Genomic DNA, 19,152 nt, shown 5'->3' on the forward strand with positions numbered 1-19,152 from the left:
ACGTCCCCGACGACTGGAACCCCCGCCACCGCTGCTGCCTCGAATGCGGCAACCGCGACCCCGAGGTCACGCTGCGGGCCATCACCCACCTCACAACGAACCAGCAGGCTCTCGCCTGTACCCGGCATATCGCGGAGGTGACCGCGGTCCTCAATTCCTTTGCGGCAGCGCCGCGAACTCCAGCCGAGCAGTCGCCGCCGCTCGCCGTCGCACCAGCGCAGTCCTCCGCGCCCGCCCCTCGACACCGCTCTCGGCCATGACCCAGCCACCCGCCGAGGCGCTGCTGTTCGAGGTGCCCCCACCACCGACGCCCACCGAGCGTCTGCTCGCCCTCGCCGACCGCTACACCCAGCACAACGACACGCTCGACCTCCTGCTCACCGAGAGCGCCGAGCCCGTTCCGGCTTCGCACGTAGAGGCTGCGCAGGGCCTGGTGACCGAGACTCTCGCCGCGATCAAGGCCCTTCACGACGAACGGCTCTATGCGAGCGCCGAGTTGTCCGACGCCGTTGTCCGGCTCAAGCAGCTCGCCTACCTGAGCACGGCCTCCGCGGGGCATGGCCCTCAGATGGCGCGTGAGCTGACCGCTCTGGCCCCCGAAGCCGTCCTGGACAGTGCGACGCGGGTTGCCGGGGAGATACGGCGACGGCACTGGAGCAGCGCCGCACCGCCCGATAAATCGCTCTCCGCCGCGCAGCACACGGCTCTGCACGAGATCGTCCGTGGCCACGTCGTGGTCACGGGCTCTGCCGAGCGGCAGTACGTCCACCACCGCACGGCACGCGTGCTGATCAGCACGGTGCGGTCCCTGGAGTCCAAGGGCCTGATCGCGCGCAAGGCCAGGTCGGCCTCGCCCGCATACATCGGGGGACCACCGCAGGACCGTGTGCACCTCACCCCCGCCGGCGTCACGGTCCTGGCCACCGTCCTCGCCCTGCCCCCAGCCACCCCAGCGGGCCGCTCGCCCCGGCCCACGCCCCGTACGCAGACCGCCGCCCGAGGCCGCTGATCCCCTCCCGGAGCTCCATGCCCCCGCTCGACCTGAACGAACAGACGCAACAACTCTGCTTCCTGGCCCGGGGATTCGAGGAACTGCACGACCGCGGGCGCGACCTCTCCTACGCCCCCGGCACCGACGCACTGCGCTGCGTCAGGCCCAGGAACTGACCGCGACCGTGCTCGGGCACCTGACGGCCCTGGACAACAGTGCCTACACCAGCCTCACTGGCAGCCGAGCCGGCTTGGAGGCCCTGTCCGCCACCGTCGCCGGCGCATCCCTGGCCTGCACCGACCTCGCCGAGGCCCTCTCCGCCAACCCGTACGAGGGAGCGCCCTTCGACGGGCAGTCGGCCGACGACGCCCAGGTCCGCGCGGCGCGCCACTCCGAGGCCATCCCCCGTATGAACAGCCACCTCAAGGACGCTGCGCTGCAGCTCGACGTGGGGGCGACCGCCTGCCACTACCTCGCCACCAGCATCAGCAACAGCGTGCCAGCCGCCGCACCCCTCCCACCGCATGCCGCCGGGCACCAGGCCCTGCCCCGGCTGAACGAAACCCAGCACGCGGCGCTGAAGGCCCTGGCTCAGGGCGGCGGGCAGCTCTGTGAGGGGGCCCGAAAGGGGGTCGCCCGCGTCATCGCCAAGAACGGCTCGCGCATTCCCGTCGCCACCTTCCGGGCCCTGGCCAAGCGCGGCCTGGTCACCGCGGAAACCGGCAAGTCCTTGCTCGTCGGCCAGGGGATCACAGTCACCGAGCAGGGGCAGCGTGCCCTGGCCCAGCACCGCCCTGCTCCTGTGCCCACCGTGGCGGCTGCGCCCGCGGCCACGACATCCGCGATGCCGCGCGCCCACCGATAGCGGGCGGCGTCCGCGGCCCTGAGCCTCCTCCTTTCCCCGCCCCATCCTCAAGGACGCACCATTTCCCAATCTCCCACCTTTACATGCATTTCTCTAGGTGCTGGAGTTCAATCCAGTGCCATGCTCGCCCTGTCCGCCAAGGGCATCCTCCCCAGGGTCGATTACGCAATATTTGCCGATACCGGCTGGGAACCGCAGGCCGTTTATCGGCACCTCGACCGACTGGAGCGCGACATTGCTGCACCGGCCGGAATACCCGTTCTGCGCGTCTCCTCTGGGAACATCAGAAAGGACGCACTCGACCCGAATCACCGCTTCGCATCGATGCCGCTCTACATCCTGAACAAGGATGGCAAGCCTGGCATGACCAGGCGCCAATGTACTGGCGAGTATAAAATCAAGCCCCTGAAAAAGAAGGTGCGCGAACTCCTCGGGTACCCCTATCCGGCTCGCATCCCGAGAGACGTCTACGTGGAACAGTGGGTCGGCATTTCGACCGACGAATTCCACCGCGCCAAGGACTCGGATGTCAAATACATGCGGAACCGCCATCCGCTCATTGATATGGGCTGGTCAAGAGCCGACTGCGTGAGGTACTTGACGTCACTCGGGCTGGCGGACACCCCAAAATCGAGCTGCCTTGGGTGCCCATTTCACGGAAACGCGCAGTGGAGATCCATACGGGACTCCTCGCCGCAGGAGTGGGCGGATGTGGTGGCCTTCGACGCGGCCATCCGGAAGGGAAATGCGCGCGCCAACGCAACCGGGAACCGCCTGCTGGGCGAGGCATTCCTCCACCGCTCGCGCGTGCCTCTCGACCAGGCGCCGATCGACCACGTCACCGCCGCCGAATGGGCCGCCCTGCAGCAGGAACTCGGCAACAGCGAAGCAGACGCCCAGGAACTGGAAGACGGCGTTATCGACGGCTGCTCCCCATGGGCCTGCCGCGGTGAAGTCGAGCCGGCCCAGAACGACTTCGGGCTGGCCTCTTGATACTTGATTTGTTCGCTGGTCCGGGGGGCTGGAGCCATGCCCTGACCGTGCTCGGTGCACGGGACGTGGGCCTGGAATGGGACGAATGGGCTTGCAAAACCCGTGCAGCGGCGGGGCAGTTGACGATCCGCACCGACGTCGCGGCCTATCCCGTCTGGCCGTTCCTCGGCAGGACCACCGGGCTGATCGCGAGCCCGCCTTGCCAGGCGTGGTCGATGGCCGGCAAACGCCTCGGGCTCGTCGACCAGCCCCTGGTGCACCAGGCCGTCACCGATCTCGCCCAGGGCCTGGACACCCGCGAACAACTCCTTGCCGCCTGCCGCGACGAACGCTCGCTCCTCGCCGCCGAACCCATGCGCTACCTGCACGCCCTGAACTCGGCAGGCGAGCCGGAGTGGGTAGCCATGGAGGAGGTCCCCGACGTCCTGCCCCTGTGGAAGCAGTACGCCGCCGTACTGCGTACCTGGGGGTTCTCGGTGTGGACCGGGATCCTCAACGCGGCCGACTTCGGCGTCCCCCAGACCCGCCGTCGTGCGATCCTCCTCGCCTCCCGCGTCCGTATCGCCGAGCCGCCACCGCCCACGCACGCCCAGATCGCCGAGCCCGAATCGCTGTTCGGTCCCGGCCGCGCACGGTGGGTGTCGATGGCCGAAGCCCTGGGCTGGGGCAGGACCGACGGCCCAGTCCCCACCGTGTGTGCCGGCGGCGGACCAGGGGGCGGCCCCGAGCCCTTCCCCTCCGGCTCCCGCAAGACCCTCACCGACGCCCGCGACCGCGGTACATGGAAACCGCCGCATCCGGTGGTGCCGCAGCCCCGCCGCGAAGGGGCGGGCTGGGCCGCGCGGCACGGAACGCGGAAGAACCGGTCCGCCGACACACCCACCCCGACGTTCACCGCTGAAACACATCGATGGTCGTGGTCCCTGCGCAACAACAACCAGGCCAACGCCACCGTCCGCACGATCGATGAGCCGGCCGGGACCCTGTTCTTCGGCCACCGGGCCAACGAATGCGTGTGGCAGGCCGAGCCGACCGCCTCCACACCCCCGGGCGCCGTCCCGCCCCCGGGCCCGATCCGGATCACCGCCGCCGAGGCCGGGATCCTGCAGACCTTCCCCGCCGATTACCCCTGGCAGGGCAACAAGGGCCAGATCTTCAGCCAGGTCGGCAACGCGGTCCCGCCCCGGCTCGCAGCCCACCTGCTGGCACCGCACCTCGGCAAGACCCTCACCCCCGACGACTTCACCCTGGCCGCTTAATGCCCCCTCCCTCCGCCTCCGACGAGCACGACGACCTCGACGGCCTTCCACCGCCCCCACCCGTGCACTACGCCGAACAGTCCCTGCTCGGCGCAGTCCTGCTGGATCCCCACCGCCTCGACGAGATCGGACCGCTGGATCCGGGCCACTTCTCCAACCACGCTCACGGCGAACTCTTCCGCGCCATGCGCGCGGCACCGGCCCCCGACCCAGAGCAGCACCGCGCGAGCCCGGCCTGGCTGAACACCGTCCTGGACGCGGCCCGCCCCCACGCCCCCGGGCTGACCGCCTCCTACCTGCACACCCTCATCCAGGTCTGCCCCTGGCCCAAGCATGCGGCCACGTACGCCCGGATGATCCGCGCCGACCACGCCCGCCGCAGCCTGCGCATCCACGCCGGACGCCTGGCCCAGACCGCAGTGGACACCACCCTGCCCCACCGCGCGAAGGCCACCGTCCAGCAGGCCGACGCCCTCACCCGGTTCCTGGACGACCTCTCCGGCCGCTTCGCCCCACACCCCGGCTCCCTGCCACGCACCTCGCTACCGCCGGCACCCGCCAGGGACACCAGCGAGGAAGCCCTCGACGAGGAACGCCTCCTGATCGCCACCGCGACCGCGCATCCCGCCGAGACCAGCCAGATGCGCTGGCTCGTGCCCGAGGACTTCGCGCTGCCCCTGCACGCGGCGCTGTGGCAGTGCCTCACCGCGCTTACGCACCGCGGCAATGCCGTCGACCCGATCACCGTGCTCTGGGAAGCCCAGCACCGCGGCCTGCTCGCGCACGACATCACCCCCGCGGACCTGCTGGCCCTGGTCTCCACGCCGGTCGGCTCACCCGAGCACTGGGGCGAGAAGGTCCTTCAGCGCGCTCTGCTCTCCCGTGCGCAGACCGTCGCCGCCCGAATCGCCGCCCTCACCGACGACCCGGCCAACAGCCCCCACCAGCTGATCACCGGCAGCCGGCGGGCCCTAGCCGAGCTGACCGCCGTGCGCTCCCGCTGGCAACAGGCCACCAGCCCGGCCACGCCGCGCACCGCGCGCCCGGCCCGCACTCCGGCTGCCCCTCGTGCCGGGCCGCCACCGCGGACCGCGCCAGCCCCCGTCCGCGCCACCCGCTAGAACCCCCGGGTCCGGGCCGACCTCCGTTTCGGCCCGGACCGGCGAAACGAGCCCCTTATGTCCGACACCACGCCCGACGCGCACGTTCACCTCGCCCTGCACCCCCAGCACCCCAGCGCCGTCGTCGCTACCCTCACCGGCAGCACGCTGCACACCGCCCGCGCCACCCTCGCCTTGGAAGGCTTCCGGCCGGTCAGCGACGACACGATGCTCCTCGTCCGTATCGACCACGAAGAGCCGTACTACGCCAACATCACCGCCAACCTCCTGCGCGACGCCGGCACCCCCGTCGACATCACCGACCAGCTGCAGGAGGAGATCGACACTGAGTGGACCTGGGCCAACCACCCGATGACGTGGCTCGACCGCGACGGCATCCGGCTCGTATCCGCCGAAGCCCAGAAGATCCACGACGACATCGCCTCCGGCCTCCTCACCATCCACCTCCACGCCCACGACGGACACACGACCGTCGCCGTGGGGACCTATCAGCACGCCGACAGCGTCCACCTCCACGGCGAGGACCACCTGCGGGTCGTCAGCCGCTCCTACGACACCCCAGGCGAAGCCATCGCCGACTTCGAGCGCCTGCACGGCGATGCCGTCCGCCCCGGCCCGCCGCCGCCCACCGACACCGAACGGCAGGCGGCCCAGGCCCTCGCCAGCATGTCGACACCGAGGGCGGCCGGCGCCGCTGACGCGCCAGCGGCGAAAGCGGAGTTGGTGCCGGTGTACGCAGCCGACCCCGGCGATCACGAGGCACTGCTGGACAAGTTCCTCAAGGAACACGGTGAGTGGGAAAAGTACAGGACCTGGGAGGACTCCACGACCGTGGCGAATCACGAGTCCCTGACCCTGCGTGCAGTCTTCGACCACGAGGCCGACGGCCGCGAGACAAAGTGGACCTTCGCGGCCTACGAGACGCCGGTCAGCGAACGGCTCTGGCACGGCACAGCCACCGCCTCCACGCCGGCCGCGATCGTGAGCGCTCTGCTGGACGCGGTAGCCGCCGAGAACGCCTGGGGCCGTGGTCTCTCCAGCAGCATCACCGAGACCGCCATCACCCAGGCGACCAGCCCGCTCGCCGACGCGGACTGGAAGCACACCGTCGACGGACGCTACATCACCTGGGAAGCTCCCGGTGCCCAGGCAGGCGGCGTGCAGTTCGACGCCTTCGCCGCCCAGAGGGCCGACAGCCCATTGCCCACATGGATCATCTGGGGCGGCCACGCCGTCCACCAGCCCACCTGGGCACTGCATCTGTCCGCGAAGGCCCCGGCCGACCTGGTGCAGTACATCGCCTTCGAGATGGCCGAGGGCCAGGGCACCCGCCTCGTACTTCCAGCCTCACCTGACGCTTCGGCGCTCCGCACGACACCGGTGCCCGCTCCGGTAGCCGTACCGCCCCCGGCAGCGCACCTTCCCGGGCGAAGTCGGTGAACCCCTCCCTGGCCCCTGTGCAGCATCAGCAGGGCGATACATAGCAGAGGATCCCCGGTTAGCGAAACCGGGGATCCTCCGCACCATTAGTGGTCCACCGCCACTTCCTGCCCGTCACGTCGAAAGGCAGCATCACGACGACAGCCCACAACTCCACACTCCGCTCGCACCGGCGCCGCTACGAAGATCTCTAGCCCGCGGTGTAGCTGAGGCGGAGAAGGTCTCCAGCGCGCTCCAGGTCCCGCTCCGTACGCAGCTGCAGCTCCAGGTCCCCCGTGCCGTGGTGGCCGAGGCCCGTCACGTCCCGGGTGAAGCCGGGGACGAGGTCAACCTCCTTCGGGTCGGCCTTGAGGTAGACGAGGATCTTGGTCTGCTGCGGCGGGCAGACGCTGGCGAAGTTCCGCAGCCGCCGGTAGGCGCGGTACTGCTTGCGCTGCACCCGGGTAACGCCGTCACCGAGTCCGACCAGTGCCTCGTCGACCGCCTGGGCCAGCTCAGCCATCGCACCGCCCTGCTTCCCGGCCGGCGGCGCCCCGGCCGTACGCCGGCGTACCCGCTTGGCCTCGGCCGAGTGCCCGGTGACCGAGGCCACGGTCTCAAGGCCGAAGTGATCGCTGCCGAAGTACCGGTAGCGGACCAGGTCGATCGAGCGCCGGTGCTCGCGCACGGCGTGCGCGTCGTAGCGGGTGAAGTCGCCGGCCACGCAGATCAGCCTCGGTGCGCTCCACAGGATCTGGGACGCGGCCGTCACCCCGAGCCGGTCGCGGACCAGGTTCCGGAAGGCGTCCTTGTGGTTCGTCAGCCAGGCCATGTAGTAGAGGCCCTGGTTGATGACGCCTGCGTCGGTGCCGCGCTTGTACTCGATGATCACGGGTGCCCCGTTCTCGTCGATGCCCAGCGAGTCGATGCGTCCGCCGTCGACGCAGTCGATGACGTACTCGCTCGCGAGGAACGTGACGCCCAGCATCTCCTCCATGTGCGCCTCGACGAGGTCCTGCACATCCGCCTCGACCGCAGCAAGACGCGGCGTGACCTCGGTCACGCCGCCTTTCGTGTTGAACAGCTTCAGGCCCGACACCTTCCCCTCCTCGGCTCGGAGATCATCAACGCCGATGAGGTGCAGGATTGTTTCCGCGAAGGTCTTCGGGGGCGTGAAGATGGTGTGAGATCCTACGTACGGCCTGGCCGGAGGCCGCTCGCGTCCCCCGGCCGCCAGGGATCTACGATTCCCCCATGTGTCCCCCGGGCCCCGGGGGGCAGCGCTAGGAAGCTGCGTTTACGCAGGTCAGCCCCCGTAGCTCAGTGGATAGAGCACGTGCCTTCTAAGCGCTTGGCCGCAGGTTCGAGTCCTGCCGGGGGCGCCACAGTGCCGCTGTGTCAGGCGGTCGGCCGTCGCTGGACCCGGCCGCCGCCACTGCCCCTTCGGCGAGAGGGACCGCCGCCGTGCGACTGCGCTGTGCCGTACTGGACGACTACCAGCGGGTGGCGACCCAGGTCGCCGACTGGTCGCCGGTGGCCGATGCCGTGGACGTCGTCGTGCACGACACCCACTACCCGGACGAGGACGCCCTCGCCGCGGCGCTCGCCGACGTCGACATCGTGGTCACGCTGCGCGAACGCGTGCCGTTCCCCGGCTCGTTGATCGCCCGGCTGCCCCGGCTGCAACTCATCGTCGCCTCCGGCATGCGCAACAGCGTGATCGACTACGCCGCAGCCGACGCGCACGGCGTCACCGTCTGCGGTACGGCCTCCTCCTCGACCCCGCCCGTGGAGCTGACCTGGGCCCTGCTGCTGGGCCTCGCCCGCGGCATCGTCCCGGAGGCCACGGGAGTGCGTGAGGGCGGCCCCTGGCAGCAGACGCTCGGCGCCGACCTGCACGGCCGCCGGCTCGGGCTGCTGGGCCTGGGCAGGATCGGCAGCCGGGTGGCACGGGTCGGCCTGGCCTTCGGCATGGAGGTGAGCGCCTGGAGCCAGAACCTCACCCGGGAGCGCACCGACGAGGCCGGCGTCGAGCTGGCTCCCTCGAAGGAAGCGCTCCTGCGGACCGCCGACTTCGTCTCCGTCCACCTGGCCCTGGGCGAGCGCACCCGCGGCCTGCTCGGCCCCGCCGAACTGGCCCTGCTCAAGCCGTCCGCCTACCTGGTCAACACCTCGCGGGCGGCGATCGTCGACCAGGAGGCGCTGCTGACCGCGCTGCACGAGGGCCGGATCGCCGGGGCGGGCGTGGACGTCTTCGACACCGAGCCGCTGCCCGCGGACCACCCGATGCGCACCGCGCCGCGCCTGCTCGCGACACCGCACCTGGGCTACGTGTCCCGCGCCAACTACGCCACCTACTACGGCCAGGCCGTCGAGGCGATCCGGGCCCACCTCGCGGGCACCCCCGTACGGCGCCTTCCCGTGCCCGCCGCCCCGGGCCCCCCGGCTTCCGCCCCCGCGTAGGGACGGGGGCAAGGCGCCGCGCCCCCGCGCAGGGACCGGGCTCTCAGGCCGTGCCCGCCCGGACGGAGTCCGCCGGGCGGACGTAGACGCCCTCGCTCCGGCGCAGGTGGCCGAGGTCCACCAGGTGGCGCCGGAGCGTCACATGGTCGACCTCCCCGTCCTCGCACCAGGCGCGCAGCTTCTCGTCGACGGTGCGTTCCGGGTACTCCACGCCGGGTGCGAAGGTCTGCTCGGCGATGTACCGCAGCACCACCTTCTTGCGCGTCCAGCGGGCCGGCAGCCGGACCAGCCGGCCGTCCCTGACGAAGGTCCGCACGACGATGGCGGCCGGGCCGTCGTCCCCCTCGGCGGCGAGGTCACCGGCCGCCCCCGGCGCCGGCCGGCCCGCGCGGGCCAGCTCACGGAAGCGCTCGTGGGCGACGACGAGCAGGCCGTCCGCGCCGGACGCGACCACGCCCTGGTCCCGCAGTCGGCGCAGCGCACCGGCCGCCTCCTTCGCGGAGAGGCCGGCCACCCGGGCCACACCTGCGGCATCGCCCGCACCCAGCGCCACGGCGGCGAAGGCCCGCACCCGGCTCTCCTCGGCGAAGAGGGCGGGCAGCGCGGCCAGTGCGGTCGACGGGGACGGTGCGGACGGCCCGGAAGCCCTGGCGGACGAGTCGGATCGGTCGTTCGACATGCCGGGAGGCTAGTGGACGCACCGGCGCGAGCGGGAACGGTTTTCCGGCCGCCGCCGTCACCGCCGGGACCCGCACCGCCGGGACCCGCACCGGCGCCGGCACACGGGGACCGGCACCGCACCTCGCGCTCAAAAAGGGTGATCCACGCATTCCCCCCGTGACCGGCCGCGCCCGGGGGCGTTGAACCGGCAGTGCGGCGGCGCGTCCTGCCGCCGCGCTCCCCGAGTCAGAAGGAGAACGTGATGTCTCGCATCGCGAAGGCCGCCGGAGTCGCCCTCGGTGCCGGTGCCGTGGCGCTCAGCGGTGCCGGCCTGGCCATGGCGGACGCGGGCGCGCAGGGTGCGGCCGTCGGCTCGCCCGGTGTCGCCTCCGGCAACGTCGTCCAGGTCCCGGTGAACGTGCCGGTCAACGTCTGCGGCAACACCATCAACGTGATCGGGCTGCTGAACCCGGCCTTCGGCAACGCCTGCGTGAACGACGGCGGCCACGAGGGCCACGGCGGCGGCTACGGCGGCTGAGAGCCCCAGACACCCCAGGAGCTCCCAAGAGCTCCAGGAGCCCCGGCCTTCCCGGCCGGGGCTCCTGCCTTGTCCGGGGACGTACCCGGGCGCGGGCCGGGCCCAGACCCGGGCCGGACCGGACCGGTGACGGCCGCTCTCAGGCGGACCGGGAACGGCCGCTCTCAGGCGTACCGGTAGATCCGGCCCACGTCCTCCAGCTCGTCCGGCGTCACGTCCCACGGCGGCAGCTTCTCGTGCCGCGCGACGATCCGCCCGCGCTGCGCGCTGCCCCGGCCGGGCGGCTCGGCGGGCAGGTAGCGGGCGCCGCGGTGCCGGGCCTGCCAGCGGGTCCACTGGAGGTCGATGAAGGCGTGGTGGAGCCAGAACACCGGGTCGTTGACGGAGGCGCCGCCGACCATGGCCCCGCCGACCCAGCGGTGCACCCGGTTGTGGTTGTGCCAGGAGGCGCTGCCGCGGCCGGCCCCCCAGCCCTCCAGCTTGTTGCGGAAACCCTTGCGGACCGTGGAGTCGTAGGGCGAGGTGTCGTACTTCGGGTCGTCCAGCGCCCACTCCAGGTCGCTCCTGGTGGGCAGGTCGAGGGGGTTGCCGGCGCGTCCCAGGTCCCGCGTGAGGTACTTGGTGTCGGTGACGTTCACCTTGATGGTCCAGTTGCCCCCGGCGTGGGCGAAGGGGCCGGTGGTGACGCGGTGGTCGGACCGCCGCCCGGTGCCGCCCAGCAGATCGTCGGTCCAGGGCGTCGACTTGGCGCTGCGGTCCTTCGTCCAGTCCCAGTACGGCACGGTGACCGACGAGTCGACGCGGCGCAGCGCCTCCTCCAGGTCCAGCAGGAACCGGCGGTGCCACGGCAGGAAGGACGGCGCCATGTGGGCCGTACGCAGTCCGTTGTCGCCGTCGGAGACGTAGTACTCGATGTGGGTGCGCACGAACTCGTCGTACTCGCCGCGTCGTTTGACCTCCAGCAGAGCGTTGACGAACCGCCGCTTCTCGCTGCGGGTCAGCGTGCTGACGTCCTTACGCGTGTACGCCATGCCGCCCCCCGGAGTGCTGGTCGTGGCCGGCGGACGCGTCGGCGCGCAGGTGCTCGCCGGGGCCGAGTTCGTCGACGGCGCCGCGGGCCGCGGCGAGGGGGGTGGGGTAGGACCGGTAGTGGTCGACCATGCTCAGCCAGCTCCCGTCGGCGCGGCGCATGAGGTGGAGCGGGCGGCCGTCCACGGTGACGTGCCAGGTACCGGCGCCCACGGCCCGGCCCCCGGCGGAGCGGATGCCCTGGATGCGCCGCCCGCGGTAGGTCTCGTCGAAGGCGGCGCCTCCGGCGGACTCGGCGGACTGCGACTCCGGGTGCGCGGGGTGCTCGGGTCCCGTCACGCCGTCGGCGCCGGCGGCGGACTCCGTGGCCCGGGGAGGCCGGGAGGCGGCGATCAGGGGCGCCAGGCCGACGGCGAGGGCCGGGGCGAGCAGCCCCCGCACGATCTGCCGCCGGGTGCCGGACACCGGCCGTCCCGTCACCGGGCCCTCTCCCTCTGCCCCGTGCTCCCGTTCCGCGCCGCCCGTTGCCGCGTCGTTCGCTCTGGTGCCCGTGTTGACGACCATGCTCCACTCCTCGTCCGGTTGCGTCGGTTCGCACCGCTAACCGCACGGCGGGCCCCGTGGTCACCGCACACGGGGCCAGTCGGAGCACGGCCGCTCCGCCGGGCGGGGGTCGCCGGGACCGGCGCGCCTACAGCCCCGGGCCCAACCCCAGGTCGGCCACCGGGGCCGTGCGGAGCACCGGGGCGAGCACGCCCGCCTCGGGAAGCTTGGGGGACGGCAGGCCCAGGGCGCCGGGGTCCGGGGCGGTGAGCGGGGCGTCCAGGGACAGTCCCGGCGTCAGGGTCCGCAGGTCGGCGGCGGGCGCGTCGAGGCCGGCGTGGTCGAAGCCGTCGCCGGGGACGTGCGGCAGCGGCTGACGCAGGTCCACGCCGGGCAGCCCGCCGCGCACCGGCACCTGCGGCAGCGCCCGCTCCGGCAGCAGCCGGCCCTCGACGTACCGCGGGCCCTCGGGGGCGCCCGCCGTCGGCACGGGCACCTCACCGGCCACCTCCGGCAGCTCCATGCCGAGAGCCGTCTCCGCACCGCCCAGCGGCACCGGGACGGGAACGGCCGTGGCCGCGGCGGCGGGGGTCACCGCCGCGCCCACGGCGGCGGCCACACCGGTGACGACTGCGGCCAGGGTTCGTCGGGTGGTCGGCTTCATGACAGGCACGGTCCCTTTCGAGAAGGCGGGGGTACGGCTTCGGGAAGGCGGAGGACGGGGGCGGGGCGGGGTGGAGCAGGCGGGCGGTGGGCGGTGGGCGGCCGGGGTGGCTCAGCCGCCCAGCGGGAGGCCGCCCAGCAGGCCGTTCGCGGAGTTCAGCTTGCCGGTCGCGCCCTTCACGGTGTGCAGCACGGAGTCCTTGTTCTCGGTGTCCAGGACGTTGCTCCGCGCGTCCGACTGGTGCTTGACCGGCATGATGTCGACGGGCTCCGCGGTCAGCGCGTTGACGGCGCCGTTGAGGCTGGTGGGCGTGAGGGCGGCGGTGTCGGCGGCGTCGTAGGCGAACGCGGGCACGGCGGAGCCTGCGGCGACCAGGGACCCGGCGACGACGGCGGCGGCCTTGAGGGACTTCATCGTGTTCCTTTCCTCGGCGACCCGGGTCACCGGTGGATTGCTGACGCCCTCCCTAACGACCTGCGCCGGACCCGGAAACTCCGCCGTCCGGAAGACATATGAGATTCCGGACGGAAGGACCCGGACGGCGGACCCGGACGGCGGACCCGGACGGCCGTACCCCGAGAAGCCGAAAGGGCCGCCGCCGCTCCGGTGAACGGGAGCCGCGACGGCCGGGACGCCCCGGTAGGGGGTGACGGGACGTCAGGAGGGGTCGGCCGGTGCGGGCGCCTGAGGAGTCGTGGCGTCGGGGGCCTCGGCCTCCGGCGCGGTCGGTACGCCGGGCAGGCCGGCCAGGTCCGCGGCGGGCAGCCCGTTGCCGACCAGCGTGGCGGCGACCACGTTGACGACACCGGTCACGACCTCCTTGACGGCCGGGCTCACCTGGTCGGCGGAGCCGGAGGTGGTGGCCTTGACCAGGGCGTCGACCTGCTTCTGCAGCTCGGCCCGCCCGGCCGCGGACAGCCCGGGGGCCGCCGCCGTGCCGTCGTCGCCCGGCGCCGTGACGGGCGCCGGCAGCGTGACCGGGGTGTCGGTCCCGCCTTCGGCCGGGGTGTCGGTGCCGGGGGTGGCCGCCGTGCCGCCGGCGTCCGTGTCCGCGGCGTCCGCCTTGGCGAGGGCGTCCTCGACGGCGGCGGAGAGCTTCTCCGCGTCCGCGGCGGAGAGCCGGCCGTCGTCCGCCTTGAGGACGGCGTCGAGCATGTCGGTGACCGGCGTGAGCACTCCGCCCAGCCCGGCCAGACCGGCGACCTGGCTCTGCAGTTCCTCCGCGTCGGGGAGGGGTGCGCGGGACGACGTGTGGGTGCGTTCGCGGACCGGGGCGCCGTCGGCCGCCATCACCGCCGGGCCGGAGAGGCCGGTCAGCAGGCCGGCGCAGAGGGCGGAGGTGGCGATTCGCCGTGCGGGCAGACGCATGGGGGTTCCTTTCGGTGGTGCGTCGGATCTTGTGCCCACCGTGGAAGCGCCCCCGGCGCCGTGCAACCGAACGTTGCCCCGGCCGGCCCGCCCGCCCTTCCTCCGCCCTTCTGCCGCCTCGCGTCCTGCCTGCTGAGACGCCGTGTCAAGGTTCGTGTGCCGTGTCGCCGCACGGTCCCCCCATTCGGGGCGGCACGGCGCCGTGCGCGCGGCAACGCGAACCGGCCGCCCGCTCGCGGAGGAACCGCGGTGCGGACGGCCGGTGGGGCGAGCTGCGGGCCGACGTCAGTCGTTCTCGCACTCGTTGCCGAACGCCGGGTTCAGCAGACCGATGACGTCGATGGTGTTACCGCAGACGTTGACCGGGATGTGGACCGGGACCTGCAGCACGTTGCCGGACAGAACGCCCGGGGAGTGCGCGGCGGCGGCCTGCGCGCCGCTGTCGGCGGCGGCGACACCGGCGGTGCCCGCCACCGCGGCGGCGGCGACGGAGGTCAGGGCCAGGCCCTTCGCGATACGCGACATGGAGAAGTGCTCCTTGGGGTTGTCACACACATCCGGGCGGCTGCCCGGCGCAGTGTCAACGCGTGGCGCGGCCCCGAGTTGTGCCGCCAAAGGGGTGATCCCGCGAAAACGCGGGCTTCACAAATCCAACACACTTACCCGGTTTCACCGTATTAGTACGGATAGCAGCTAGAGTCCCACACCATTCGACGCACCCGTATGCCGCGTCGCGGCCGGCGCCCCGCGGCCGGGCGCGTTCCCGCCCGTCCCGAGCAATCTCCGTGAGCGAGGAAACGCGCATGCACCTGCCACCGACCGGTTCACGGCCACGGGTTCTGCACCTCACCCAGCCGGTGGACGGCGGGGTCGCCCGGGTGGTGACGGACCTGACGCGCGCTCAGCTCGCCGCCGGGTTCCACGTCGCCGTCGCCTGCCCCGCCGGTGCCTTCGCCGACCGGCTGCGTGCGCTGGGCGCCGACGTGCGCGACTGGCCCGCGACGCGCTCGCCCGGCCCGTCGGTGGTGCCGGAGGTGCGGCGGCTCGTCCGCGTCGTCGAGGACGTTCGGCCCGACCTGGTGCACGCGCACAGTGCGAAGGCCGGTCTCGCGGGGCGGCTCGCCGTACGGGGCCGGATCCCGACCGTGTTCCAGCCGCACGCCTGGTCGTTCGAGGCGGTCGGCGCCGCTCCCGGGCGCCTCGCGCTCGGCTGGGAGCGGTGGGCGACGCGGTGGACGGCGCGCACGGTGTGCGTGAGCGAGGCGGAACGGCTGCGGGGTGTGCGGGCCGGACTGCGCGGGCCCTGGGCGGTGGTCCCGAACGGCGTCGACCTCGCCCGCTTCGACGCCGCCCCGCTCACAGACGCCCCGCTCACAGAAGCCCCGCCCGCGGACGCCCCGCTGGTGGTCTGCGTGGGGCGGCTGTGCCGGCAGAAGGGCCAGGACGTCCTGCTGGACGCGTGGGAGTCCGTCCTCGCCCGGGTGCCGAACGCCCGGCTGGCCCTCGTCGGCGACGGACCGGACCGCGCCGGGCTGGCCGCGCGGTCCCCCGCGTCCGTGCTGCTCGCGGGCCCCGCCGCCGACGCCGCCGTCTGGTACCGGGCCGCCGACCTGGTCGTCCTGCCCTCGCGCTGGGAGGGCATGGCGCTGGCCCCGCTGGAGGCGATGGCCTGCGGCCGGCCCGTGGTGGTGACCGACGTCGACGGCGCCCGCGAGGCCCTGCCGCCCGCGCTCGTGCCGCACTGCCTGGTGCCGCCCGGGGATCCGGCGGCGCTGGCCGGCGCCGTCGCCGCGCTGCTGCTCGACGCGCCACTGCGCGCCTCGCTGGGCCGCGGGGGGCGTGCGCACGTCCGGTCCGCGCACGACGTACGGCACACGGCCGCGGCGGTCGCGGCCCTGTACGAGGACCTCCTCGACGCCGTACCGCCCACCGCCGGCGCAGGGCCGGGGGCGCGCACCGGACCGCCCGCCGTACCGCATCCCCTCCCCGGTGACGGGCCCGCGGCCGCGGGCCGGTCGGCCGTCGTGCCCATCGAGTGCAGGGAGACCACCCACCCGTGACCGCGGAAAGCACCGTCCCCTCCCCCGCCGGCGAGTCGCACGGCCTCGGTTCCTCCCCCGTGGCGGTGCTGCCGCCGCGCGAGGGCGCCGGAAGTCCCCGTCTGCCCTCCGGTCGTCCCGCGTCGCGGCCGGGCGGCCCGCTGTCGCTGCTCGTCGTGGACGCCGCGGCGGCCCTGCCGGGTTCGCTGGTCCTCGTCGGCGCGCCGCACCAACGGGGGCTCACGGCCCTGCTGGTGGCCGCCTCGCTGCTGCTGCGCCCCCGGCCGAGCCCGCACCGACGGCCGGTCGGCGCGCTGGACGAACTGCCCGCCCTGTGCGGCCGGATCGCGGTGGTGTGGCTGGTGCTGGCCGCGCTCGTCGCGGCGTACGTCCCGTCGTACGCGCTGTCCGGGCGCACCCTGGTCGCGGGCTTCCTGCTGCACGTGGTGACGGGCTGCGCCGGCCGGGCCGCCGTGCACCGCAGGCACCGTGCGGCGCTGCTGGACCGCCCCCGTACGGCCCTGGTCGTCGGCCCGGCCGCGACCGCGCAGCGGGTGGCCTCGGCGCTGCTGCGCCACCCGCGCTGCGGGGTGCGGCCCGTCGGGATCGTCACCGACGACCCGGCCGGCACCACCGGCCTGCCGGTGCTGTCCACCGGCGAGGAGGTGCGGCGGGCGGTCGTGCAGAACGGCGTCCGGGACGTCCTGGCCGTCGCCCCCTCCGTACGGCCCCGGCAGGCGGCGCTGCTGCGGTCGCTGGCGGAGTCGGGCTGCGCGGTGTGGGAGCTGGACGCCGAAACGCCCGCGCACGCCCCCTCGTACCCGGCGGGGGACCGGATCGCCGCCTTCCCGTGCCGGCGTCTGGCACCGGAGGCGCGGCGGCCGGGCGGCGCGGGCAAGCGGACGCTGGACGTGACCGTGTCCGGGGTGCTGTTGCTGCTGCTGAGCCCCCTGCTGCTGGCCTGCGCCGCGGTGCTGCGGGTGGTGGGCGGTCCCGGGGTGCTGTTCCGGCAGGAGCGCGTCGGGGAGGGCGGCCGGCCGTTCACCCTGCTGAAGTTCCGCACCCACCGGCCGGCCGACGAGCACGAGTCGGCGACCCGGTGGAGCGTGGCGGACGAGCACCGGATGCCGTGGTTCTGCCGCTTCCTGCGGCGCACCTCGCTGGACGAGCTGCCGCAGTTGTGGAACGTCTTCCGGGGCGACATGAGCCTGGTCGGTCCGCGTCCCGAACGCCCCTACTTCGTGGCCCGGTTCAGCCAGAGCCATCCCGGATACGCCGCCCGCCACCGGATGCCGGCCGGGATCACGGGCCTCGCCCAGATCAACGGGCTGCGCGGGGACACCTCCATCGAGGACCGGGCCCGCTTCGACAACGCGTACATCGACGACTGGTCGCTGTGGCGGGACGTGTGCATCCTGCTGCGCACGGCCGTCGCGCTCGTGCGTCCCACGGGGAGCTGACCCGGGTGGCCCAGGCCCTGCCCCTGCGGCCGACGGCGCGCGCACGGCGGCTGCCGCCGGTGCTGGCCCTGGTCGCCGTCGTCGCGCTGCTCGCGCTGCCCTTCGCCGCGGACGACGGGGGCGGCGCGCACCCGGCCGACGCGGTCTCGGCGCTGGCGGTGCTGTACTGCGCGCTGCGGCTGGTGCGGGAGCGGCGGCGCCCGCTGTCCCGCACGGCGGCCGTCGTCCTCGGCCTGCCCGTGCTGGGGCTGGCCGTCGCGGCGGTGGGCGCGGTGTCGCCGGGATCGGGACTGGCCGGACTCGGCCGCTACCTCCAGGTCTTCGTGCTGGTCCCCGCCGCCGTACTGCTGCTCGTCCGCGACCGGGCCGGCGTACGGCTGCTGGCCTGGTCGATGGTGGGGCTGGCGTTGTGGCAGGGGGCGGTCGGCGTCCACCAGTACGTCACCGGGACCGGCGCCTCCTACCAGGGGGAGACGGTCCGGGCCGTGGGCACGTTCGGGCCGCAGGACGTGATGGGGATGGCGACCGTGGTCTCCCTGGGGCTGGTCTGCGCGGTCGGGCTGGCGCTGGGGAGGACACCGTCGCGGCACCGCCTGCTCGCCGCCGGGTGCGCGCTCGTCCTGCTGCTGCCGCTGGCCGTGTCGTTCAGCCGCGGGGCGTGGATCGCCACGGCGGTGACGTGCGCCGTGCAACTGGTGCTCGCCGGGGTGCGCAGGGCGCTGGCGGTAGGGGCGGCCGTGGTCGCGGCGGCGCTGGTGCTGGTGGGCGGGTTCGGGGTCGGTACGGCGATGCTGCAGGAGCGGGTCGGCAGCATCACGGAGGTCGCCGACGCGCCCGACCAGTCGGTGACCGACCGCTACACGATGTGGGCGGCGGCGGCCGGCATGTGGCGCGAGCACCCGCTGACCGGCGTGGGGCTGAAGGGTTTCCCCGAACACCGCGACACGCACGCCTCGCTGGCGCTGTCCTCGGGCAGCGAGACGGACGGCGCGGGTGCCGCCTACCGCAGGCAGCCGCTGCTGTCCCCGCACAACATGTACCTGCTGGTGCTGGCCGAGCAGGGGCTGCTCGGGCTCCTCGCGCTCGCCGGGAGCTGGCTGGCGCTGCTCGTGCTGGGACTGCGCCGGCTGTGTGCCGTACGGCGGGCGCGGGGGGCGGTGCCGGACTGCGCGTTCGTCGCCTGCGGCCTGCTGGTGTGGCAGCTCACCGACTTCGCGTACGCCGATATCGGCGGCCCGTCGACCGTCCTGACGGCGGTGTGCTTCGGCCTGGCGTCCTGGTGGGCGCTGGGCTCCTCCGCGGAGGAGGTACCGGAGCGGTGACGACGGCCTCACGGCGCGGGGCGGACGGCACGAACGCGCCCCGGGCGAAGAACGCCACGGGCACGTCGCCCGGCACCGGCACGGACGGCGCCGGCGCCACGGGCGGGACCACGGCCGCACCGGTCCCCGGCGGCACACCGGCCCATGCACCAACGCACGACGACGCACCCGTCCCCGACCACGCGCCAGCCCACGGCGGCACGCTGACCCACGGCGGCACGCCGGCCCATGCACCAGCGCACGACGACCCACCCGCCCACGGCGACGCACCGGTCCACGGCGGCACACCGGCCCACGGCGACGCACCCGCCCCCGGCCGCCCGGCGGAATCCGGCGCCACGACCTGCCCACCCCACCCCAACCCCCCACCCACAACCCGGAACCCAGACACCACCGCCTGCCCACCCCGTCCCAAGCC

At 73.6% G+C, this 19,152-nt stretch carries 20 protein-coding genes and 1 tRNA gene; 13 read left to right on the forward strand and 8 right to left on the reverse strand.

The window, feature by feature from the left end; all coding sequences use genetic code 11:
* Positions 1 to 256: 256 nt before the first annotated feature.
* The 7 genes from IG88_RS0126230 (at position 257) to IG88_RS0126255 (ending at position 6,669) form a co-directional block, all read left to right on the forward strand.
* The gene (locus IG88_RS0126230; RefSeq protein WP_031046021.1) at positions 257 to 1,009 is read left to right on the forward strand and encodes a hypothetical protein; all 753 of its coding nucleotides are present in this window, start codon (positions 257 to 259) and stop codon (positions 1,007 to 1,009) included.
* A 17-nt stretch (positions 1,010 to 1,026) separates the two neighbouring features.
* Positions 1,027 to 1,167, forward strand: coding sequence for a hypothetical protein (locus IG88_RS43855; protein ID WP_199807502.1), 141 nt, complete (start codon positions 1,027 to 1,029; stop codon positions 1,165 to 1,167).
* An 8-nt stretch (positions 1,168 to 1,175) separates the two neighbouring features.
* The gene (locus IG88_RS0126235) at positions 1,176 to 1,856 is read left to right on the forward strand and encodes a hypothetical protein (protein ID WP_051852062.1); all 681 of its coding nucleotides are present in this window, start codon (positions 1,176 to 1,178) and stop codon (positions 1,854 to 1,856) included.
* Positions 1,857 to 1,976: 120 nt separating this feature from the next.
* A complete protein-coding gene (locus IG88_RS39100) occupies positions 1,977 to 2,849 on the forward strand; it encodes a hypothetical protein (protein ID WP_031046025.1) in 873 nt (290 codons plus the stop codon).
* Positions 2,846 to 4,108, forward strand: coding sequence for a DNA cytosine methyltransferase (locus IG88_RS0126245; protein ID WP_031046028.1), 1,263 nt, complete (start codon positions 2,846 to 2,848; stop codon positions 4,106 to 4,108). The genes IG88_RS39100 and IG88_RS0126245 overlap by 4 nt, the downstream gene beginning before the upstream one ends.
* Positions 4,108 to 5,229: a DnaB-like helicase N-terminal domain-containing protein gene (locus IG88_RS0126250; protein ID WP_031046030.1), complete on the forward strand. Its 1,122-nt coding sequence runs from the start codon at positions 4,108 to 4,110 to the stop codon at positions 5,227 to 5,229. Before IG88_RS0126245 ends, IG88_RS0126250 begins: the two co-directional genes overlap by 1 nt.
* 57 nt (positions 5,230 to 5,286) lie before the next feature.
* Positions 5,287 to 6,669: a DUF317 domain-containing protein gene (locus tag IG88_RS0126255; protein ID WP_051852063.1), complete on the forward strand. Its 1,383-nt coding sequence runs from the start codon at positions 5,287 to 5,289 to the stop codon at positions 6,667 to 6,669.
* 190 nt (positions 6,670 to 6,859) lie between these two features.
* Here the strand turns inward: IG88_RS0126255 and IG88_RS0126260 are convergent, their stop codons facing one another.
* A complete protein-coding gene (locus IG88_RS0126260) occupies positions 6,860 to 7,747 on the reverse strand; it encodes an endonuclease NucS domain-containing protein (RefSeq protein WP_031046036.1) in 888 nt (295 codons plus the stop codon).
* A 210-nt stretch (positions 7,748 to 7,957) separates the two neighbouring features.
* Between IG88_RS0126260 and IG88_RS0126265 the strand changes: the two genes are divergently transcribed.
* Positions 7,958 to 8,033 (forward strand) — tRNA-Arg (locus IG88_RS0126265).
* 79 nt (positions 8,034 to 8,112) lie between these two features.
* The gene (locus IG88_RS0126270) at positions 8,113 to 9,111 is read left to right on the forward strand and encodes a D-2-hydroxyacid dehydrogenase family protein (protein ID WP_031046039.1); all 999 of its coding nucleotides are present in this window, start codon (positions 8,113 to 8,115) and stop codon (positions 9,109 to 9,111) included.
* A 43-nt stretch (positions 9,112 to 9,154) separates the two neighbouring features.
* Here the strand turns inward: IG88_RS0126270 and IG88_RS0126275 are convergent, their stop codons facing one another.
* The gene (locus tag IG88_RS0126275) at positions 9,155 to 9,790 is read right to left on the reverse strand and encodes a DUF2087 domain-containing protein (protein ID WP_051852064.1); all 636 of its coding nucleotides are present in this window, start codon (positions 9,788 to 9,790) and stop codon (positions 9,155 to 9,157) included.
* 243 nt (positions 9,791 to 10,033) lie between these two features.
* Here IG88_RS0126275 and IG88_RS0126280 point away from each other — a divergent pair, with 243 nt between their 5' ends.
* Positions 10,034 to 10,309 carry a chaplin gene (locus IG88_RS0126280; protein ID WP_031046043.1) on the forward strand — a complete coding sequence of 92 codons (276 nt, stop codon included), beginning with the start codon at positions 10,034 to 10,036 and terminating at the stop codon, positions 10,307 to 10,309.
* Positions 10,310 to 10,473: 164 nt separating this feature from the next.
* Here the strand turns inward: IG88_RS0126280 and IG88_RS0126285 are convergent, their stop codons facing one another.
* The 6 genes from IG88_RS0126285 to chpG form a co-directional block, all read right to left on the reverse strand.
* Positions 10,474 to 11,340 (reverse strand): tyrosinase family protein, encoded by an 867-nt coding sequence (locus tag IG88_RS0126285; protein ID WP_031046045.1) that lies wholly within the window; start codon positions 11,338 to 11,340, stop codon positions 10,474 to 10,476.
* Complete coding sequence (locus IG88_RS0126290; RefSeq protein WP_031046047.1) at positions 11,324 to 11,902, reverse strand: tyrosinase cofactor; 579 nt, start codon at positions 11,900 to 11,902, stop codon at positions 11,324 to 11,326. Before IG88_RS0126290 ends, IG88_RS0126285 begins: the two co-directional genes overlap by 17 nt.
* Positions 11,903 to 12,029: 127 nt before the next feature.
* On the reverse strand, positions 12,030 to 12,545 hold the full coding sequence (locus IG88_RS0126295) for a hypothetical protein (protein ID WP_031046050.1): 516 nt from the start codon (positions 12,543 to 12,545) through the stop codon (positions 12,030 to 12,032).
* Between the two features lie 111 nt (positions 12,546 to 12,656).
* Positions 12,657 to 12,959, reverse strand: a complete 303-nt coding sequence (locus tag IG88_RS0126300) for a hypothetical protein (RefSeq protein ID WP_031046053.1) — start codon at positions 12,957 to 12,959, stop codon at positions 12,657 to 12,659.
* A 243-nt stretch (positions 12,960 to 13,202) separates the two neighbouring features.
* Positions 13,203 to 13,913: a hypothetical protein gene (locus IG88_RS0126305; protein ID WP_031046056.1), complete on the reverse strand. Its 711-nt coding sequence runs from the start codon at positions 13,911 to 13,913 to the stop codon at positions 13,203 to 13,205.
* 285 nt (positions 13,914 to 14,198) lie between these two features.
* Positions 14,199 to 14,438 carry a chaplin ChpG gene (chpG, locus tag IG88_RS0126310; protein WP_031046059.1) on the reverse strand — a complete coding sequence of 80 codons (240 nt, stop codon included), beginning with the start codon at positions 14,436 to 14,438 and terminating at the stop codon, positions 14,199 to 14,201.
* A 278-nt stretch (positions 14,439 to 14,716) separates the two neighbouring features.
* Between chpG and IG88_RS0126315 the strand changes: the two genes are divergently transcribed.
* Genes IG88_RS0126315 through IG88_RS0126325 form a run of 3 tightly spaced genes read left to right on the forward strand, consistent with a single transcriptional unit; the run spans position 14,717 to position 18,734 of the window.
* Positions 14,717 to 15,973, forward strand: coding sequence for a glycosyltransferase (locus tag IG88_RS0126315; RefSeq protein ID WP_031046063.1), 1,257 nt, complete (start codon positions 14,717 to 14,719; stop codon positions 15,971 to 15,973).
* Positions 15,970 to 17,412 (forward strand): sugar transferase, encoded by a 1,443-nt coding sequence (locus tag IG88_RS0126320; protein ID WP_031046066.1) that lies wholly within the window; start codon positions 15,970 to 15,972, stop codon positions 17,410 to 17,412. Before IG88_RS0126315 ends, IG88_RS0126320 begins: the two co-directional genes overlap by 4 nt.
* A 5-nt stretch (positions 17,413 to 17,417) precedes the next feature.
* The gene (locus IG88_RS0126325) at positions 17,418 to 18,734 is read left to right on the forward strand and encodes an O-antigen ligase family protein (RefSeq protein WP_037836674.1); all 1,317 of its coding nucleotides are present in this window, start codon (positions 17,418 to 17,420) and stop codon (positions 18,732 to 18,734) included.
* Positions 18,735 to 19,152: the final 418 nt, after the last annotated feature.

It is taken from the genome of Streptomyces sp. NRRL F-5650 (assembly GCF_000721365.1).
GTDB lineage: Bacteria > Actinomycetota > Actinomycetes > Streptomycetales > Streptomycetaceae > Streptomyces > Streptomyces ardesiacus.

What these genes read in the sequence shown, in the direction of transcription:
- IG88_RS0126250 (WP_031046030.1), top strand. Translation starts at nt 4,108, where the DNA reads ATGCCCCCTCCCTCCGCCTCCGACGAGCACGACGACCTCGACGGCCTT.
- IG88_RS0126280 (WP_031046043.1), top strand. Translation starts at nt 10,034, where the DNA reads ATGTCTCGCATCGCGAAGGCCGCCGGAGTCGCCCTCGGTGCCGGTGCC.
- IG88_RS0126295 (WP_031046050.1), bottom strand. Translation starts at nt 12,545, where the DNA reads ATGAAGCCGACCACCCGACGAACCCTGGCCGCAGTCGTCACCGGTGTG.
- IG88_RS0126290 (WP_031046047.1), bottom strand. Translation starts at nt 11,902, where the DNA reads ATGGTCGTCAACACGGGCACCAGAGCGAACGACGCGGCAACGGGCGGC.
- IG88_RS0126305 (WP_031046056.1), bottom strand. Translation starts at nt 13,913, where the DNA reads ATGCGTCTGCCCGCACGGCGAATCGCCACCTCCGCCCTCTGCGCCGGC.
- chpG (WP_031046059.1), bottom strand. Translation starts at nt 14,438, where the DNA reads ATGTCGCGTATCGCGAAGGGCCTGGCCCTGACCTCCGTCGCCGCCGCC.
- IG88_RS43855 (WP_199807502.1), top strand. Translation starts at nt 1,027, where the DNA reads ATGCCCCCGCTCGACCTGAACGAACAGACGCAACAACTCTGCTTCCTG.
- IG88_RS0126275 (WP_051852064.1), bottom strand. Translation starts at nt 9,790, where the DNA reads ATGTCGAACGACCGATCCGACTCGTCCGCCAGGGCTTCCGGGCCGTCC.
- IG88_RS39100 (WP_031046025.1), top strand. Translation starts at nt 1,977, where the DNA reads ATGCTCGCCCTGTCCGCCAAGGGCATCCTCCCCAGGGTCGATTACGCA.
- IG88_RS0126255 (WP_051852063.1), top strand. Translation starts at nt 5,287, where the DNA reads ATGTCCGACACCACGCCCGACGCGCACGTTCACCTCGCCCTGCACCCC.
- IG88_RS0126285 (WP_031046045.1), bottom strand. Translation starts at nt 11,340, where the DNA reads ATGGCGTACACGCGTAAGGACGTCAGCACGCTGACCCGCAGCGAGAAG.
- IG88_RS0126230 (WP_031046021.1), top strand. Translation starts at nt 257, where the DNA reads ATGACCCAGCCACCCGCCGAGGCGCTGCTGTTCGAGGTGCCCCCACCA.
- IG88_RS0126315 (WP_031046063.1), top strand. Translation starts at nt 14,717, where the DNA reads ATGCACCTGCCACCGACCGGTTCACGGCCACGGGTTCTGCACCTCACC.
- IG88_RS0126300 (WP_031046053.1), bottom strand. Translation starts at nt 12,959, where the DNA reads ATGAAGTCCCTCAAGGCCGCCGCCGTCGTCGCCGGGTCCCTGGTCGCC.